Consider the following 17220-nt stretch of genomic DNA (forward strand, 5'->3'; position numbering starts at 1 on the left):
CCAGCGGCGGCTAGGCTCGCGACACCCTGTACGCCGATCCTTGGAGCCGAAATGTGGTTTGAATCGTTGACGTCCGTCGCCCGAACACTTCTGATCGGCAGCGCCGCCTACGCATCCCTGATCATCGTGCTCCGGGTTGCAGGGAAGCGGAGCCTGTCGCAGTTGAACGCCTTCGATTTCGTCGTCACGGTTGCCATCGGCTCGACGCTTTCCACCATCCTGCTTGATTCGAAGGTTACCTGGGCGGTCGGGACGGCAGCATTCCTCACGCTCGCCGCTTTGCAGTTTCTGCTCGCACTGATCACCTCTCGCCTCGGTCGCGCAAAACGTCTCGTGGCCGGCCGTCCCGTGCTGCTGCTGAAGAACGGCCTGTATGAGGAGCGTGCGCTGAGGAAGACCCGATTGACCCGTGAAGACGTGATGCAGAAGATCCGCAACTCGGGAATCGGCGACGTCAGCTCGGCCGGCGCCGTCGTTCTTGAAGCGGATGGCCGGCTCAGTGTGATCAGCACCGACAAGATGGGCGACGAGTCCGCCCTTTCCGATGTGCGCTCATGATCGCCGGCGCCGCCTGCTGACGACGACGGCCGACGTGTCCGCACGTGATGTCAGCCGGCGCCGTCCACGTCGGCGCGCGGAGCTGGCCGGCGCCACGTCACCGCGAGATCCGCGAGCATCGCTACGAGCACGGCCGCCCACACGGCGAGCGCCACCCACAGGAACGCGCCGCCGATGCGCCCGACGAGGGGCAGATCGTCGGCCTGACCGAGGTAGATGCCCGCGACGGCATACATGCCGAACGGGAACACCATGCTCCACAGCGAGGCCTCGTAGCGCAGCGGCACCTTCTTGATCAGGTGCCGCCACAGCCCCACGCCGAGCAGCGCAGGGATCAGCCACGTCGCGAACGCCCAGAACACCACGGCCGCCGCGGCGACGGGAGCGCGCACGACGCTCACCATCGCGGTGTCCGTCATCTCGACGATGCGCGATCCTGCGAGAACCGTGATGGCGCCCGCGCCCATCGTGACCCAGTACGGCGGCCCGAGCTCCTCGGCCGGGATGCCGCGCGTGAGCACGCGGATGACGACGGCGCAGCCGATCACGCCGTACAGGATGAGGCCGATCCCCCACGAGAGAACGGCGACGATCGAGAGGGCGTCGCTCATGATTCCCGCCGTCGGCTCGAGCGAGGCGGCGAGCACGGCGACCGACTGGCTTGCGACCGACCAGATGAACCACGTGCCGTTGACGCCTTTCAGAATGTCGGCGCCCGGGTGCCGCGCGATGACGAGCCCGGGGATGACATAGCCGAGCACGAGCCACGCGGCGAACGAGACGCCGAGCAGGATGCCGGGGACGAGCGTCGTGCCCTCGGCGGCGATGCGCGCGCCGAGCACGTTCGTGCCCGCGACGAACGTGAAGAACGAGAAGCCGTTGCGCGGCCCGGCGAAGTCGTCGACGACAGCTCTCGGATAGCGCAGCAGGCGCCACACGGTCATGACGACGAGCACGGCGTAGCCGAGCCCTGCGATGATGAAGAGCACGAGCGAGGCCGCGTCGAAGTGCTCGAGCTTCAGGCCGAGCGAGATGATTCCCGTGGCCATGACGAGCGCGAAGTACCCGGGTGGCAGCGTGTGCACGGCGCGGGCGATGCGCGACTCTGCTTGGACCTCCACAGGGCCAAGCGTAGCGGCATCCGATTCCCGCATCCGGATGGCCGGACGTGAGAAAGCGGATGCCGCCGTGCGAGGCCGCTACACGAGGGAGTCGCGCCAGGCGGCGTGCAGTTGCGCGAAGCGTCCCGTGCCGCCGATGAGCTCGGCCGGCGTTCCGTCTTCGACGATGCGGCCGTGCTCCATGACCAGAACGCGGTCGGCGATCGCGACGGTGGAGAGCCGGTGCGCGATGATCACGGCGGTGCGGTCGGCCAGCAGCGTCTGCAGCGCCTGCTGCACGAGCCGCTCGCTGGGGATGTCGAGCGACGCCGTCGCCTCGTCGAGGATGAGCACAGCGGGATCGGCGAGGAACGCTCGCGCGAACGAGATGAGCTGCCGCTGCCCCGCCGAGACGCGGCCGCCGCGCTTGTTCACGTCGGAGTCGTAGCCGTCGGGCAGCTCCTCGATGAAGCCGTGCGCGCCCACCGCCTTCGCCGCCGAAATGATCTCGTCGCGGGAGGCGTCGGGCCGGCCGAGCGCGATGTTGTCGGCGACGGTTCCCGAGAAGAGATACGCCTCTTGCGTGACCATGACGATCGCCCGGCGCAGATCCTTCGGGTGCAGCATCCGCAAGTCGACGCCGTCGAGGGCGACGCGGCCCTCGCTCGGATCGTAGAACCGCGAGATGAGCTTCGCGAGCGTCGACTTCCCTGCTCCCGTGGAGCCGACGAGCGCGATCGTCTGCCCCGCCGGGATCTCGAGCGAGAAGCGCGGAAGCACGACGGTCTCGGCGTTGTACGCGAACCGCACGTCCTCGAAGCTCACGCGACCGCGCGCCGTCCACAGGTCGATGGGCGACGTGGGATCGGGCACGCTCGGGCGCTCCTCGAGAACCCCCGAGATCTTCTCGAGCGCCGCGGCCGCCGACTGGTAGGCGTTGTAGAACATCGCCATCTCCTCCATCGGATCGAAGAAGCGCCGCGCGTACAGCACCGCCGCGAGCAGCGCTCCGATCTCGAGGTCGCCGTTCACGACGCGGAAGCCGCCGACGAGCAGCACGGCCGCGACCGTGACATTTCCGATGAGGATGATGCCGGGCTCGTAGATTCCGAACAGCTGGATCGTCTTCGCGTTGACGTCGCGGTAGTCCTCGACGAGCTCGCCGAACCGCTTCTCGTTGCGCTTCTCCTTGCGGAACGCCTTGACCGCGCGGATGCCCGTCATGGTCTCGACGAACTGCACGATCACCTTCGCCGACACGACGCGCGAGTAGCGGAACAGCACTTGCGAGCGCTTCTGGAACCAGCGCGTGAGCACGTACAGCGGCACGAGCGAGCACAGCAGCACGATTCCGCTCGTCCAGTCGAGAAGGAACAGCGCGACGCCGATGAACCCCATGTACAGGATGCCGTTGACGAGCTGGCTGATCCCCTCATCGAGCAGCTGCTTTATCGCGTCGAGATCGCTCGTCTGCCGAGAGATGATGCGACCAGACGTGTACGACTCGTGGAACTCGAGGCTCAGCTTCTGCGTGTGCAGGAACACGCGCTTGCGCAGATCGAGCAGCACCGCTTGGCTGATGCGCGCGCTCGCGACGACGTAGCTCGACATGAACGTCGCTGCCGCGATCGCGGTGACGAGGTACACGACCCCGACGCCGAGTGCGGGGAGCCAGTCGGCACGGTCCAGCACGGCGGGCAGGGCCGTGTCGATGCCGTACGCGATGAGCGCCGGGCCGGCGACGCTCGTCCCGGTCGCGCAGATCACGAGAAGCATCGTCGTGACGACGCGCCAGCGCAGCGGCTGCAGGAGCGAGCCGAGCAGCCGCAGTGAGCGCCGCCGGATCTGGCGGCTCTCCTCGCGCGTGAAGTCGTCGCGCTCCTCACCGGTGACACCGCGAACGTCGGTAGCGCTCATCGCGTCGCCTCCTCTCGTTCCGGCCGTCCCGCGGCCCGTTCGCGTCTCTGCTCGTCTTCGAGCGACGAGATGACATAGCGGTAGTGCTCGCTGCGCGCGAGCAGCTCCGTGTGCGTGCCGACGTCGGCGATGCGTCCGTTCTGCATGAGCGCAACGCGGTCGGCAAGCGCGACCGTCGACGGGCGGTGTGCGACGATCAGCGCGGTCGTGGACGAGAGCACGCGGCGAAGGGCCTCCTCGACGAGCGCCTCGGTGTCGACGTCGAGCGCCGACAGCGGGTCGTCGAGCACGAGCACCGACGGCGCCGCCGCGACCGCCCGCGCGAGGGCGAGCCGCTGCCGCTGCCCGCCGGAGAGGCTCAGACCCTCCTCGCCGACTGTCGTGTCGAGGCCGTCGGGCAGGTCGTGCACGAACTGCGCTTGCGCGATCGCGAGGGCGTCGTCGAGCACGCGCTGCGCCTGGGCCGAGTCGAGTTCGAGATCATCGCGGCCGAGCAGAACGTTCTCGCGCACGGATGCCGAGAACAGCGTCGCGTCCTCGAACGCCATTGCGATGTGCCGGCGCAGCTCCGTGCGGGTGAGCTCGCGCACGTCGACGCCGTCGAGCCGAACGGCTCCGCCCGTGACGTCGTAGAGGCGGGTCGCGAGCGCGGTGAGCGTCGTCTTCCCGCACCCCGTGAGCCCGACGAGCGCCATGGTCTCACCCGGCTCGAGGGTGAGGTCGACGCCGTCGATCAGGTCGCGCAGCCGCTCGGGCGAGTCCTGGTAGCGGAAGTGCACGTCGTCGAACTGGAGGCGACCCTGCGGGTTGTCGATTCGCGCCGGAGCCGCAGGGTCGGTGATCGTGTTCACTTCGTCGAGAACTTCGAACACCCGGTCGACGGCCGTGCGCGTGTCGAACGTCATCGACAGCAGGAAGCCGATCGACTCGATCGGGAAGCGCAGCACCGTCGCCGTCGCGAAGAACGCGAACAGCTCGCCGACGTTCAGCTGCCCGATCGAGGCGAGCCAGATGCCCGAGACCAGGCACAGCCCGAACGCGACGTCGGGCAGCAGGATGAGCCAGTACCAGATGCCGGCGATGGCCTTCGCCTTCTCGATCTCGGTGCCGCGCAGCGTCTCGGCGCGCGTCGCGAAGCCCTCGAGAGCGTATTTGCCACGCCCGAACGCCTTGAGCACGCGGATGCCGTGAACGGCCTCCTCGACCGCCGTGGCGAGATCCCCGGCCTGGTCCTGGCTGCGGCGCGCGACGGCATGGTACTTGCGCTCGAACGCGTAGCCGTAGATCCACACCGGGATCGCGCAGACGAGGAAGACGGTGCCGAGCAGCCAGTGCCAGGTGAACAGCACGGCGGAGCCGACGATGATCGTGAGCACATTGACGACGAGAAGCACGATGCCGAACGACAGCCACCGGCGGATCAGGTTGAGGTCCTGCATCATGCGCGAGAGCAGCTGCCCTGACGGCCACTTGTCGTGGAAGGCGACGGGCAGGTCCTGCAGCACGCGGTAGATCTCGTTGCGCATCTTCGCCTCGACGGTCGTGCCGGGAAGCAGCACGAACCAGCGGCGGAGTGCGATCATGAGCGCTTCGACGACGCCGAGGCCGAGCACGAGCGCGACGGCGGGCAGGATCTCGGCCGGGTCCCGCTCGGCGAGCGCGCCGTTCACGAGGCGCTCGAGAACCATGGGGATCGCGAGCGCGACGAGGGAGCCGAGCAGCGCGGCGACCATGCCGAGGCTGATGCGCGGGATGGCGTGCTTGGCGAAGGGGTAGATGCGCCAGATGGCGCGAGCGGTCGTCAGCTGTGACGTGCGTGTGGTGTCGGCAGGGCCGGACATGAAGGTCTCGCTTCAGATTGTTGCGGCGGCGCGGAGGCGTGGGCGGCCTCGAGCGCGGTGTCGGTTGTGCTCTCCCGGCGAGGGCGGCGGGAAGGTGCCGGAGTCGCTCCGGCGGTGGGCTGGGTTTCGGCTGGGGAGCGCTACATGGCGCGAACGGGCCCGGGGCTTCCGACGTACTGCGGGAATCCGGACGGACGGACGCCTTGCACGGCGCTGATGGTTGTCTTCATCTCGTCCTCCTTGGCTCTCGCGGTTCGTGCCGCCGCCGCAAGGGCGCGGCGCACAGCCTTACAGACTATGGCCGCTCGGGCGGGAAGCGCAAGAGCGGGTTCAGCGCACCCGCACCGACATGCACGTGACGCCGCCGTCGAGCTTCTCGAACTCCGAGATGTCCACGCTCACGACCGTGTAGCCGAGGTCCTCGAGCAGTTCGGCGGTCTTCGGTGCGGATGCCGAGAGCAGGAGCGTGTCGTCGCTCAGCACGATGACGGGAGCGCCGACGGTCTCGCGGGCCGCGAGGAACCCGGGGAACAGCCCCGGCTCGTCGATCAGGTCGGGGTCGCCGATGAAGGTGCCATCGGGAAGTGCCGTGACGATCGTCTTGAGGTGCAGGGCCTTCGTCACGGGAACGCCCACGACGGAGTAGCCGTACGGCGCGACGATGCGACGCAGTTGGCGGATGCCCTCCGCGTTCGTGCGCGCGCTGCGTCCGACGTAGACCGTGTCGCCGACCTTGAGCACGTCGCCGCCTTCGAGGGTCCCCGGCGCCATGATCCGCTCGACGGTGAGACCGAGGCCCGCGACGGTCTCCTCGACGCCGTCGACCTCCCCGCGTCGCGTGTCGAGCGCGGGGCGCGTGAGCACGGCGAGCTCGTCGAACAGCACGACGGTGTCCTCGACGAAGACGGAGTCGGCGAGCTGGTCGGCGGACGGCGCCTCCGTCGTCGTCCAGCCGTGCTCCTCGAACGCGGCCGTGTAGGCGTCCCACTGCTCATCGGCGCGCTCGATGTCGATCTCGGCGGGAGCGGCGGCGATGCCCTGCGCGAGATTCTTTGCGGGCATCCGCACGATGGCGATGCGGCGCTCCGCCGCGCGCGGCGCCTCCCGGAACCCGACTGTGGCCTTGTACACCGCGCGGCCGAGGGTCGGGGTCGCGATGAACACGGCGAGCGCGTAGATGGCGTTCGTGCCGACGAGAGTGCCGATCAGGAGTCCGAAGACCTCGCCCGTGAGCTGGCCGCCCTGCTGCACGTGGCTGAGCATCGTGCCGATGACGGGAGCGACGATGCCGACGATGATTCCGGTCGGCAGCGCCCACCGCCAGCTCGTGAGGCCGCCGAGCATTCCGCCGATGAACAGCAGCAGGAACGTGAACAGGCTCGCGAGCACGAAGTACTCGCTCGCGGCGGGCAGCACCGTCGGCGAGAGCTGGCTGATGATGAAGAACGGCAGCACGGCGGCCACGTGGGCGAGGATCGCGACGAGAACAGCGGAAGCGAGAGAGGCGAGGACGCGACGGGCCCAGGTGACGGTCATCCTCCGAGCCTACGGGATGCCGAAAGGCCCGGCGCACCACACGGGATGCGCCGGGCCTTCCGCGTCGATCAGTGGAAGAAGTGACGCTCTCCCGTGAAGTACATCGCGACGCCCGCGGCCTTCGCCGCGGCGATGACCTCCTCATCGCGCACCGAGCCGCCCGGCTGCACGACGGCCTTCACGCCGCCGTCGAGCAGCACTTGCAGCCCGTCGGCGAAGGGGAAGAAGGCGTCGGATGCTGCCACCGAGCCTGCCGCGCGGTCGCCGGCGCGCCGCACCGCGAGCTCGCAGGAGTCGACGCGGTTCACCTGCCCCATGCCCACGCCGACGGCGGCGCCGCCCTTGGCGAGCAGGATCGCGTTCGACTTGACGCTGCGGCACGCCTTCCACGCGAACGCGAGGTCGGCGAGGGTGTCCGCGTCGACAGGCTCGCCCGAGACGAGCTGCCAGCCGGTCGTGATGTCGGCGTCGGCGTCGAAGCGGTCGGCCTGCTGCACGAGCAGTCCGCCGGAGATCTGCTTGGCCTCGAGCGGCTCGAGCGCGAATCCCTGGGGCAGCTGCAGGATGCGCAGGTTCTTCTTCGTCTTCAGCAGAGCGAGTGCGTCCGCCTCGTACGCCGGAGCGACGATGACCTCGGTGAAGATCTCCTTCACGGCTTCCGCCATGCCGAGCGTGACCTCGCGGTTCGCCGCGATCACCCCGCCGTACGCGGACACGGGGTCGGTCTCGTGGGCGCGGCGGTGCGCCGACGCGATCGGGTCGATCGCTTTCGGCTTCGCGACGGCGATGCCGCACGGGTTCGCGTGCTTGATGACGGCGACCGCCGGTTCGGCGAAGTCGAAGGCAGCCCGCACGGCGGCATCCGCGTCGGTGTAGTTGTTGTAGCTCATCTCCTTGCCGTGCAGCTGCGTGGCCTGGGCGATGCCCTGTCCGCCGGCGCGCAGGTAGAGGGCGGCCTCCTGGTGGGAGTTCTCGCCGTAGCGCAGCACGTGCGAGAGCTCGGCCTGGATGGTGAGCGAGGAGCCGAAGCCCTCGGCGGCATCCGTGAACCAGCCGGCGACGGCCGTGTCGTACGCCGCCGTGTGGGAGAACGCCTGGGCGGCGAGCGCGCGGCGCTGCTCGAGCGTCGTTCCGCCCGCGGCGACGGCGTCGACGACGAGGCTGTAGCTCTCGGGCGAGACGACGACGGCGACGTTGGGGTGGTTCTTCGCGGCGGCGCGCACCATGGACGGGCCGCCGATGTCGATCTGCTCGACGATGTCGTCGGGTTCGGCTCCGGAGGCGACGGTCTCGACGAAGGGATACAGGTTGACGACGACGAGCTCGAACGGCTCGATGCCGAGGTCGGCGAGCTGCTGCTCGTGCGACTCGAGGCGCAGGTCGGCGAGAAGCCCCGCGTGCACGCTCGGGTGCAGGGTCTTGACGCGACCGTCGAGCGACTCGGGGAAGCCCGTGAGCGTCGACACGTCGGTCACGGGGTAGCCGGCGTCGCGGATCGTCTGCGCGGTCGACCCGGTCGACACGATCTCGACGCCCGCGTTCGCGAGAGCGGAGGCGAGGTCGATGAGGCCCGTCTTGTCGCTCACCGAGATGAGCGCCCGCTTGATCGGAATCACATCGCGTTCGCGATAGAGGCTCTTGTCGTGGCTTGGTCCGCTCATTGCTGCTCCTTTGGTGACGGGTCAGACCTTCGTCAGGTCGAGACCGTTGGCGATATCGAGCACGGTCTGCACCAACAGACGGCGTTCGACGGGCTTGATGCGCTCATGCAGGCTGTGCTCGGTGTCCCCTTCGAGGACGGGCACGCGCTCCTGCACGATGATCGATCCGGTGTCGACTCCGTTGTCAACGACGATGATGGACGCTCCCGACTGGGCCGCGCCCGCCGTTATCGCGTCGCGCACGGCGTGCGCTCCGGGGAACTCGGGCAGGTAGGCGGGATGCGTGTTGATGAGGTTCGGCGCGAGCTGCGCGACGAAGTTCGCGGGAAGCAGGCGCATGAGTCCGGAGAGGACGACGAGGTCGGGGTTCCACACGCGGATCTGCTCGAGAAGCGCTTCTCCCCACGCCTCCCGCGAGGGGAACGAGCTGTAGGGAACGGTGAAGGTCGGGATGCCGAACTCCTCGGCGTGCGCGAGTCCAGTGGCGTCGCGATCGGCGCCGACGGCGACGACGCGAGCGGGGTATTCGGCGTCGGATGCCGCTTCGAGAAGAGCGCGGAGGTTGGAGCCGCCGCCGGAGATCAGGACGACCAGTGAGAGCACTCCCTCATCTTAGCGGTCGGCGTTCTGCGCCCTTTCGTCATGACGGTGCGCGAGCGAGTGCTCGGCGCTGCCCGACGCCATGCCGATCAGACAGCCGACGGCGACGAGCACGGCGGCGAGGCCGCCGACGGCGAACGGCGCCGGACCGATCTCGACGAAGCGGCCCGGGCCGGCCGCTCCCCCGGACCACCAGGCGAGCAGCAGCACCTGGATTCCGGCGATGACGCCGATGACCACGGCGGTGACCGCGAGCCACAGGGCGTTGGACCGGCCCCCGATGCCGGCGAGCACGCTCTTGCGCACCGCGACGGCGGCGAGGAAGCCCGCGATGATCGGCACGGCGAGGCCGAGGAACCCGAACGTGAAGTCCTGGTTCGGCAGCACGCCGAGCAGCGGGATGCCGGGTACCGGGCCCGTCACGGTTCCCGCCGGCGCCACGGTCGAGCCGGTGCCGAGCGAGAAGCCGGATCCCGTGAACCACGCGAGCGCCCAGATGACGATGTTGGGCATGAACGCGATCTGCCCGATCGTGACGACGATGCCGCCGATGACCCCGAGCTGGGAGGCCTGATAGAGGGAGACGACGGTGCTGAAGTTGAGGAACGTTCCGGCGGCGACGGTGACGGCCGCAGCGGCCACGGTCGCGGCGACGGCGAGGCTTGCACCGCGCAGCCCCGCGAGGAGCACGATCTCGACGTGACGGGGAACGCGGTCGCGCAGCTCGGAGAGCCGGGCAAGCAGCGGTTCGGCCGACTCGTCGGCGCGCACGAGTTCGATGCCCGTTCCGATCGCGAGGCCGAGCAGCCAGACCAGAGCGGGAAGGCAGAAGGCCTGGAGGAGCGACGGCGTCGCGACGGCGTTGACGGCGCTGATGCCGATCGCCCCGGAGGCGAGGGCGAAGACGACGACGGAGGTGCTGCCGGCTTGCAGCCACGCCGCGGTGCGTCCGGCGCGGCGTCCCGTGCGCACCCCCATGAGCACCGTGAACAGGGCGAAGGCGAGCGGGGCGATCGTCACGGCGAACGGCGCGGCGGCATCCTTGATCCCGACGACCTGGAGCGTCGCCTCGTCAAGCGTGACCGTGAGGTCGACGCCGTTCCCGAGCAGCCAGATGTCGCAGGCAGCGCGCCAGAACACCATCCAGTCGACGGTGAAGCCGTATTGCACGCCCCAGAGCACGGTCAGCGGGACGAGCGGGATGAACACGCCGATGGCCACGACGATGAACGCTTCGAGAGCGGAGAGCAGGGAGGCAGTGAGGCGGTTCATCCGGTGGCAAGCCTACCCGCGAAACGCCGCAGGGCCCCGTCGACGCGACGGGGCCCTGCGAGGAATCTGGCTACAGCGCGGAGATGATCTCGCGCATGAGCTCCGCGGTCTCGCTCGGGGTCTTGCCGACCTTGACGCCGGCGGCCTCGAGAGCCTCCTTCTTGGCCTGCGCGGTTCCCGCAGAGCCGGAGACGATAGCGCCCGCGTGTCCCATGGTCTTGCCCTCGGGAGCCGTGAACCCGGCGACGTAGCCGACGACGGGCTTCGTGACGTTCGCCTTGATGAAGTCGGCCGCACGCTCTTCCGCGTCACCGCCGATCTCGCCGATCATGACGATCGCCTTGGTCTCCGGGTCCGCCTCGAACGCCTTGAGCGCGTCGATGTGCGTCGTGCCGATGATGGGGTCGCCGCCGATGCCGATCGCCGTCGAGAAGCCGATCTCGCGCAGCTCGTACATCATCTGGTAGGTGAGCGTTCCCGACTTCGAGACGAGGCCGATCGGTCCCTTGCCCGTGATGTTGGCGGGGGTGATGCCGACGAGCGACTCCCCCGGGGTGATGATGCCGGGGCAGTTCGGGCCGATGATGCGCGTCTTCGAGCCCTTCTCCTTGGCGTAGGCCCAGAACTCGGCGGAGTCGCCGACGGGAACGCCCTCGGTGATGATGACGAGAAGCGGGATCTCCGCGTCGATGGCCTCGATCACGGCGTCCTTCGTGAACGCGGGCGGCACGAACGCGATCGACACGTCGGCGCCGGTCTTCTCGATCGCCTCGTTGACGGTGCCGAACACGGGAAGCTCGGTCTCACCGTGCTTGACGGTCGTGCCGGCCTTGCGGGCGTTCACTCCGCCGACGACGTTGGTGCCGGCCTTGAGCATGAGGGCGGTGTGCTTTGTTCCCTCACCGCCCGTGATGCCCTGGACGATGACCTTGGAATCCTTGTTGAGGAAGATTGACATATCTCTGCAGTTCCTAAAGCTCTGGTGGTCTCAGCGGGCGTTGGCGAGTTCGGCGGCCTTGTCGGCGCCCTCGTCCATCGTGGCGGCGAGGGTGACGAGCGGGTGGTTCGCCTCGTTGAGGATGCGGCGGCCTTCGTCGACGTTATTGCCGTCGAGACGCACGACGAGCGGCTTGTTCGCGGCCGAGCCGAGTTCGGCGAGCGCGCCGACGATGCCCTTCGCGACGGCGTCGCACGCGGTGATGCCGCCGAAGACGTTCACGAAGACGCTCTTGACCTGCTCGTCGCCGAGGATGACGTCGAGACCGGCTGCCATGACCTCGGCGGAGGCGCCGCCGCCGATGTCGAGGAAGTTCGCGGGCTTGACGTTGCCGTGCTTCTCACCGGCGTACGCGACGACGTCGAGGGTCGACATGACCAGGCCGGCGCCGTTTCCGATGACGCCGACTTCGCCGTCGAGCTTGACGTAGTTGAGGTCCTGAGCCTTCGCCTTTGCCTCGAGCGGGTCGGCGGCGGCCTTGTCCTCGAGCTCCTCGTGGCCGGGGTGACGGAAGCCGGCGTTCTCGTCGAGCGAGACCTTGCCGTCGAGGGCGATGATGTCGCCCTCCTCGGTGAGCACGAGCGGGTTGACCTCGACGAGTGTCGCGTCCTCGCCCGTGTAGACGCCGTAGAGCTTGACGAAGACGGGGACGACCTTCTCGATCAGTTCGGCGGGGAACTTCGCGGCCTCGGCGATCTCGCGGGCCTTCGCCTCGTCGATGCCGGTCAGCGGGTCGACCTCGACCCGGGCGAGCGCCTCGGGCTTCTCGACGGCGAGCTGCTCGATCTCCATTCCGCCCTCGACGCTGCACAGCGAGAGGTACGAGCGGTTGGCGCGGTCGAGCAGAACGGAGAAGTAGAACTCCTGCGCGATGCGTGCGCCGCCGGCGACCATGACGCGCTTGACGACGTGCCCCTTGATGTCGAGCCCGAGGATGGCCTTCGCGGCCTCTTCCGCCTCGTCGGGGTTCTTCGCGACCTTGACGCCGCCGGCCTTGCCGCGGCCGCCGGTCTTGACCTGGGCCTTGACGACGACGACTCCGCCGAGCTTCTCAGCTGCTGCGCGCACCTCCTCCGGCGTGTCCGCGATGATTCCCGGGAGCACCGGGACCTCGTACTTCTCAAACAGGTCTCGAGCCTGGTACTCGTAAAGATCCACGTAGGTTCCTAACCGCTTCAGCTGCGTTCGGTGTGCGATGTGAGAGGCGAGCCCGACACCGGAGTATCTCGACGCCGAGAGAAAATTCGCCTTCTCCACTGTACTCTGCGCGGCACGATGTCCCCAGCCGCGCTCACTCAGCGGAACGCCGTACCCTGTGGCCATGCGTCAGATTCACGGCATTCGCGATATGGCGGCGGAGTCGGTTCTCGTCGCGGGCGGGGGCGCGGCGATCCTGCTGCAGATCGCCGACGAGCGCGTGGGGCTCGGGGTGGCGCAGCACAGCGACTTCGCCTCGCGCCCGCTCGACAGGCTGCATGCGACGCTGCGCTACGTGTACGTGCAGGTGTACGGCACGGGCGCCGAGCGACGTTTCGTCTCGAGAGCCGTGAATCGCGCGCACAGGCCGGTTCGGGCGGATGCCGCTGACGGGCGCCCCGCGTACTCGGCGTTCGACCCCCAGCTGCAGCTCTGGGTCGCGGCCACGCTGTACCGCACGGCGCTCGTGCTGCACGAGCGCGTCATCGGTCCTCTCGACGAGAAAGTCGCGGATCGCGTGTACCGCCAGTACGCGGTGCTCGGCACGGGCGTCGGGATGCCGGCGGCGCTCTGGCCCGCCGATCGGGCCGCGTTCGAGACCTACTGGAACGAGTCGCTGGCCGCGCTCGAGGTCAGCGACGAGGCCCGCCGGGTCGCGCGGGACCTGCTGCATCCGCGTGTCGGCCCGGTGTGGCTGCGCGCCGCGATGCCGCTCGCGCGGCTCATGACGGCCGGGCTCCTGCCCGAATCCGTGCGCGCCGCCTACAGGCTGCCGTGGTCGGACGCGCGGCAGCGACGCTTCGACGCCGTGATCTCGGTTACGCGACTCGTGTGGCCACGGTTGTCCCGCGGCATCCGTCACCTGCCGGCGATCCGCTGCCTGCGCCAGGTGCGAGCGGAAATGCGCGAAGCTGCCGGGTAGGGCGCGCTACCGCCCGGGGTTTTCGGGAGTTAGCCTCTCGGGATCAGGGCCTCTCCGCCGGAACGCGCACGAGGCGCGCGAGCAGCACCATGACCATGCCGACGAGCGCCCCGATGGCGGTCTCGACGGCGCGGTCGAGGAGCAGGTCGGGGACGTGCAGGCTCGGGCTCGACAAGTGCACCATGAGCAGGGCGAGCGGCGTGATCACCACGAGGGCGGTGCCGTAGTGGCGGCCGACGAAGATCTCAGCGCCGAACTGGCACAGCGCGACGATGATGATGAGCAGCCACACGGGCGGGCTCCCCCACAGGATGAGTCCCGTGACGATGACGCCCGCGAACGTGCCGAGCGTGCGATGGATGGATCGCGTGATGGAGTGCGCGGCGCGCACAGGAGGGACGACGGCGATGACGCTCACGACCGCCCAGTAGGAATGCCCGAGCCCCACGGCGCTGCCGATGAGCCCGGCGAGGAAGCCGCCGACGAGGAGCTGGCCGATGTTGAGCCACACACCGGGATCGCGCCACGCGTTCGGGCGCACGTCGGCGCGGCGCGGGAGCGGCTTGAGCATCTTGAAGCTCGCCGTGATGCGGTCCACGTCGCGGCCGAGACGCAGCAGCCAGCCGGACATCGTGATGACGAGCGCGAGGACGGCGGAGGCGACGCCGATGAGGATCGCGACGCCGACGTTGCCGCCCGGTACGGGCACGATGCCGCAGACCAGGAAGGCGAACACGTAGAAGATCGGCGTCGGCGGGTGGAGCGAGAGGGTGCGGCTCAGAACGACACCGACGGCGACGACGAGGAGGAGCCCGATCGACAGTGCGACAAGGGGACTGCCGGCTTGGGACACGAGCACGCCGGCGGTGATGCACGCGACGAGGACGACAGCCGCGGTGGACGCTGTGCGCAACCGCGTCCGGTACACCTCGCGGCGACCGTAGAGCGAGGTGAACGCGCCGAACGAGGCGTAAATGGCGAGGTCGAGTCGGCCGAGGAGCGCGAGCACGACGAGCGGGATCGCGACGGCGAGGCCCGCACGGCTGGCGACCTCGATGTCGAGGGCGTGCAGGTTGCGCGCCCACTGCTTGAGGGACTCCGGGCGGGCACGCCGGGACTCGGCGCCGTCGTCGGGCGCCTCCGCTGGGGTGCTCATGTCAGATCTTCTCGATGGGGGCGATCTTAATCAAGAGCTTCTTCGCGCCCGCCGTCTCGAATTGCACGTGCGCGACGCGCTTGCTGCCCTCTCCCGTGACGTTGTTGACGCGACCCTCGCCGAAGTCCGTGTGGCGGATGCGGTCGCCGGGCGCGAGTTCGAGGTCGCCGTTGTCGCGCACGGTGCCGGTGACGCGGTTCGGCCACTGCTTCTTCTCGGCGGGCGGGAGCGCCGCGGCATCCGCTCCCCGATTCGACTGCCACCGTCTCGCGTTGAGCGCGCGCGGCTGTGTTCCGCCGCGCGAGTTCGCGCTGCCGGGAGACTGCTTCCACTCGATGAGCTCGGCAGGGATCTCCTGCAGGTAGCGGCTCGGCATCGCCACGGCCGTCTCGCCGTACTGCGCGCGGGTCATGGCGAGCGAGAGGTAGAGGCGCTTGCGCGCTCGGGTGATGCCGACGTAGAACAGCCGGCGCTCTTCGGCCGGTCCGCCGGGCTCGTTCGCCGACATGCGGTGCGGCAGCAGGTCCTCTTCGATGCCGGTGAGGAACACGGTGTTGAACTCGAGGCCCTTCGCGGTGTGCAGCGTCATGAGCGACACGGTTCCGCTCGCGTCGTCGATATCGTCCGCGGCCGCCACGAGAGCGACTTCGGTGAGGAAGTCGATGAGGGTGCCGTCGGGGTTGTTGCGCTCGTACTCCTTGGTGACGGCGACGAGCTCGTCGAGGTTCTCGGCGCGCGCCTCGTCTTGCGGATCACGGCTCAAGCGCAGCGCGTCGATCAGGCCGCTCTTCGTGATGAGCGTCGTGAGCACCTCGCTCACCTTGCCCTTCTCGGCGAGCGCGGCGGCCTCGTCGAGAACGGCGGAGAGGTCGCTGATGGCCCGCGTCATCTTCGGGCCGAAGCCGAGCGTCGACGCCTCCCGCAGGGCGTCGCGCAGCGTCGTCTCCGCGTTCTCGGCGAAGCTCGCGAGCTGCGTCACGGTCGCGGGCCCGATGCCGCGCTTGGGCGTGTTGATGATGCGGCGCACCGCGAGCTCGTCGGCGGGGTTCACGACGGCCGTGAGGTAGGCGAAGGCGTCTTTGATCTCGGCGCGCTCGTAGAACTTCGTGCCGCCCATGATCTTGTAGGGCAGCGCCGAGCGAACGAAGATCTCTTCAAGCGCTCGCGTCTGCGCGTTCGTGCGGTAGAAGACGGCGATCTCGTTGTAGGCGAGGCCCGCGGAGTGCAGCTTCTCGATCTCGTCGGCGACGAACTGTGCCTCGTCATGACCCGAGTAGCCGGTGTAGCCGATGATCTTCTCGCCGTCGCCCACGTCAGTCCAGAGCTTCTTGTCCTTGCGGTCGAAGTTGTTGGCGATGACGGCGTTCGCGGCGGAGAGGATGTTCTGGGTGGAGCGGTAGTTCTGCTCGAGCAGAATGACCTTCGCGCCCGGGAAGTCGCGCTCGAACTCGACGATGTTGCGGATGTCGGCGCCACGGAAGGCGTAGATCGACTGGTCGGAGTCGCCGACGACGGTGAGTGCTGCGCCCGGGTTCGTGCCCGGCAGGTAACCAGCGCCTTCCGGTTCGCGCGTGAGCTCGCGGATGAGCGAATACTGGGCGTGGTTGGTGTCCTGGTACTCGTCGACGAGGACGTGTCGGAACTTGTTCTGGTACAGCGCCGCGACCTGCGGGAACGCCCGGAACAGGTACACCGTCTGCGCGATCAGGTCGTCGAAGTCGAACGCGTTCGCGGAGCGCAGCGCGCGCTCGTAGTCGCGGAAGATCTCGATGAAGGCGACCTCGTTCGGATCGGACATGTTCGCGTTGCGCGCGTAGCTCTCGGCATCCGCAAGCTCGTTCTTGAGCTTGGAGATCTTCGCCGACGCGTTCGCCGGCGTGAAGCCGAGCACGTCGGCATCGTGCTGCTTGATGATGCGCTTGAGCAGCACGCGCGAGTCGGACGAGTCGTAGATCGTGAAGTTCTTGCTGAAGCCGAAGTTGTCGGCCTCGCGTCGCAGGATGCGCACGCACGCGGAGTGGAACGTCGAGATCCACATGCCCTCGGCGCGGCCGCCGAGGAGCCCCTCGACGCGCTCGCGCATCTCGGCGGCGGCCTTGTTCGTGAACGTGATCGCCAGGATCTGGCTCGGCCATGCCTCGCGGTTCTCGATGAGGCGCGCGATGCGGTGCGTGAGCACGCGCGTCTTTCCCGACCCGGCGCCGGCCACGATGAGCAGCGCCTGCCCGCGGTATTCGACGGCTTCCGCCTGCTGAGGGTTGAGGCCGTCGAGCAAGTGATCGGATGCTGCGTTCTCGCCGCCCGGAATGGTCGCCGTCGGCCAGTCGACGATCACCGGTGTCGAAGCGGATCCGGAACCGTGCGCGTCAGAGATGGGGGTGCTCGTCATGTCCCTTCCAGCTTAAGCTGTGCAGCTGACAGCCGGCCCATCCGCTCGACTCGACGGTCGCGCACCGGCAGCGA

13 protein-coding genes are annotated in these 17220 nt (G+C 68.7%); 2 read left to right on the forward strand and 11 right to left on the reverse strand.

The annotated features are described in order from the left end of the window. The first annotated feature begins 51 nt into the window (after positions 1-51). Positions 52-558: a DUF421 domain-containing protein gene (locus BLV49_RS01750; protein WP_091179224.1), complete on the forward strand. Its 507-nt coding sequence runs from the start codon at positions 52-54 to the stop codon at positions 556-558. Positions 559-608: 50 nt separating this feature from the next. Here the strand turns inward: BLV49_RS01750 and BLV49_RS01755 are convergent, their stop codons facing one another. From BLV49_RS01755 to sucC, 9 genes are all read right to left on the reverse strand, one after another. Continuing rightward, positions 609-1679, reverse strand: a complete 1071-nt coding sequence (locus tag BLV49_RS01755) for a tellurite resistance/C4-dicarboxylate transporter family protein (protein ID WP_245723500.1) — start codon at positions 1677-1679, stop codon at positions 609-611. 78 nt (positions 1680-1757) lie between these two features. Then, positions 1758-3575, reverse strand: a complete 1818-nt coding sequence (locus BLV49_RS01760; protein WP_091179228.1) for an ABC transporter ATP-binding protein — start codon at positions 3573-3575, stop codon at positions 1758-1760. Beyond that, entirely contained in the window at positions 3572-5416 is a 1845-nt protein-coding gene (locus BLV49_RS01765; RefSeq protein WP_091179230.1) for an ABC transporter ATP-binding protein, read from the reverse strand. The genes BLV49_RS01760 and BLV49_RS01765 overlap by 4 nt, the downstream gene beginning before the upstream one ends. A gap of 330 nt (positions 5417-5746) precedes the next feature. Then, complete coding sequence (gene ddaH, locus BLV49_RS01770) at positions 5747-6952, reverse strand: dimethylargininase (RefSeq protein ID WP_091179232.1); 1206 nt, start codon at positions 6950-6952, stop codon at positions 5747-5749. A 68-nt stretch (positions 6953-7020) separates the two neighbouring features. Beyond that, a complete protein-coding gene (purH, locus tag BLV49_RS01775) occupies positions 7021-8613 on the reverse strand; it encodes a bifunctional phosphoribosylaminoimidazolecarboxamide formyltransferase/IMP cyclohydrolase (protein WP_091179235.1) in 1593 nt (530 codons plus the stop codon). A gap of 21 nt (positions 8614-8634) precedes the next feature. Then, on the reverse strand, positions 8635-9216 hold the full coding sequence (gene purN / locus BLV49_RS01780) for a phosphoribosylglycinamide formyltransferase (protein WP_091179236.1): 582 nt from the start codon (positions 9214-9216) through the stop codon (positions 8635-8637). Positions 9217-9225: 9 nt separating this feature from the next. After that, positions 9226-10485: a cell division protein PerM gene (locus tag BLV49_RS01785; protein WP_091179238.1), complete on the reverse strand. Its 1260-nt coding sequence runs from the start codon at positions 10483-10485 to the stop codon at positions 9226-9228. Positions 10486-10555: 70 nt separating this feature from the next. After that, complete coding sequence (sucD, locus tag BLV49_RS01790; RefSeq protein ID WP_091179239.1) at positions 10556-11443, reverse strand: succinate--CoA ligase subunit alpha; 888 nt, start codon at positions 11441-11443, stop codon at positions 10556-10558. 30 nt (positions 11444-11473) lie between these two features. After that, on the reverse strand, positions 11474-12640 hold the full coding sequence (sucC, locus tag BLV49_RS01795; protein ID WP_091179240.1) for an ADP-forming succinate--CoA ligase subunit beta: 1167 nt from the start codon (positions 12638-12640) through the stop codon (positions 11474-11476). A gap of 163 nt (positions 12641-12803) precedes the next feature. Here sucC and BLV49_RS01800 point away from each other — a divergent pair, with 163 nt between their 5' ends. Continuing rightward, positions 12804-13601 (forward strand): oxygenase MpaB family protein, encoded by a 798-nt coding sequence (locus BLV49_RS01800; protein WP_091179242.1) that lies wholly within the window; start codon positions 12804-12806, stop codon positions 13599-13601. A 43-nt stretch (positions 13602-13644) separates the two neighbouring features. On the opposite strand, the gene BLV49_RS01805 is transcribed toward BLV49_RS01800, so the two are convergent. Then, positions 13645-14757, reverse strand: a complete 1113-nt coding sequence (locus BLV49_RS01805) for an FUSC family protein (protein ID WP_091179243.1) — start codon at positions 14755-14757, stop codon at positions 13645-13647. Between the two features lies 1 nt (position 14758). Next, positions 14759-17146, reverse strand: a complete 2388-nt coding sequence (locus BLV49_RS01810; protein WP_091179245.1) for an ATP-dependent helicase — start codon at positions 17144-17146, stop codon at positions 14759-14761. Between the last annotated feature and the right edge of the window lie 74 nt (positions 17147-17220).

The sequence above is a fragment of the Paramicrobacterium humi genome, assembly GCF_900105715.1.
GTDB classification, from domain to species: domain Bacteria; phylum Actinomycetota; class Actinomycetes; order Actinomycetales; family Microbacteriaceae; genus Paramicrobacterium; species Paramicrobacterium humi.

Coding starts and splice junctions, on each gene's coding strand:
- BLV49_RS01760 (WP_091179228.1), bottom strand. CDS start 3,575: ATGAGCGCTACCGACGTTCGCGGTGTCACCGGTGAGGAGCGCGACGAC.
- BLV49_RS01805 (WP_091179243.1), bottom strand. CDS start 14,757: ATGAGCACCCCAGCGGAGGCGCCCGACGACGGCGCCGAGTCCCGGCGT.
- BLV49_RS01800 (WP_091179242.1), top strand. CDS start 12,804: ATGCGTCAGATTCACGGCATTCGCGATATGGCGGCGGAGTCGGTTCTC.
- BLV49_RS01810 (WP_091179245.1), bottom strand. CDS start 17,146: ATGACGAGCACCCCCATCTCTGACGCGCACGGTTCCGGATCCGCTTCG.
- ddaH (WP_091179232.1), bottom strand. CDS start 6,952: ATGACCGTCACCTGGGCCCGTCGCGTCCTCGCCTCTCTCGCTTCCGCT.
- BLV49_RS01765 (WP_091179230.1), bottom strand. CDS start 5,416: ATGTCCGGCCCTGCCGACACCACACGCACGTCACAGCTGACGACCGCT.
- purH (WP_091179235.1), bottom strand. CDS start 8,613: ATGAGCGGACCAAGCCACGACAAGAGCCTCTATCGCGAACGCGATGTG.
- sucD (WP_091179239.1), bottom strand. CDS start 11,443: ATGTCAATCTTCCTCAACAAGGATTCCAAGGTCATCGTCCAGGGCATC.
- BLV49_RS01785 (WP_091179238.1), bottom strand. CDS start 10,485: ATGAACCGCCTCACTGCCTCCCTGCTCTCCGCTCTCGAAGCGTTCATC.
- BLV49_RS01750 (WP_091179224.1), top strand. CDS start 52: ATGTGGTTTGAATCGTTGACGTCCGTCGCCCGAACACTTCTGATCGGC.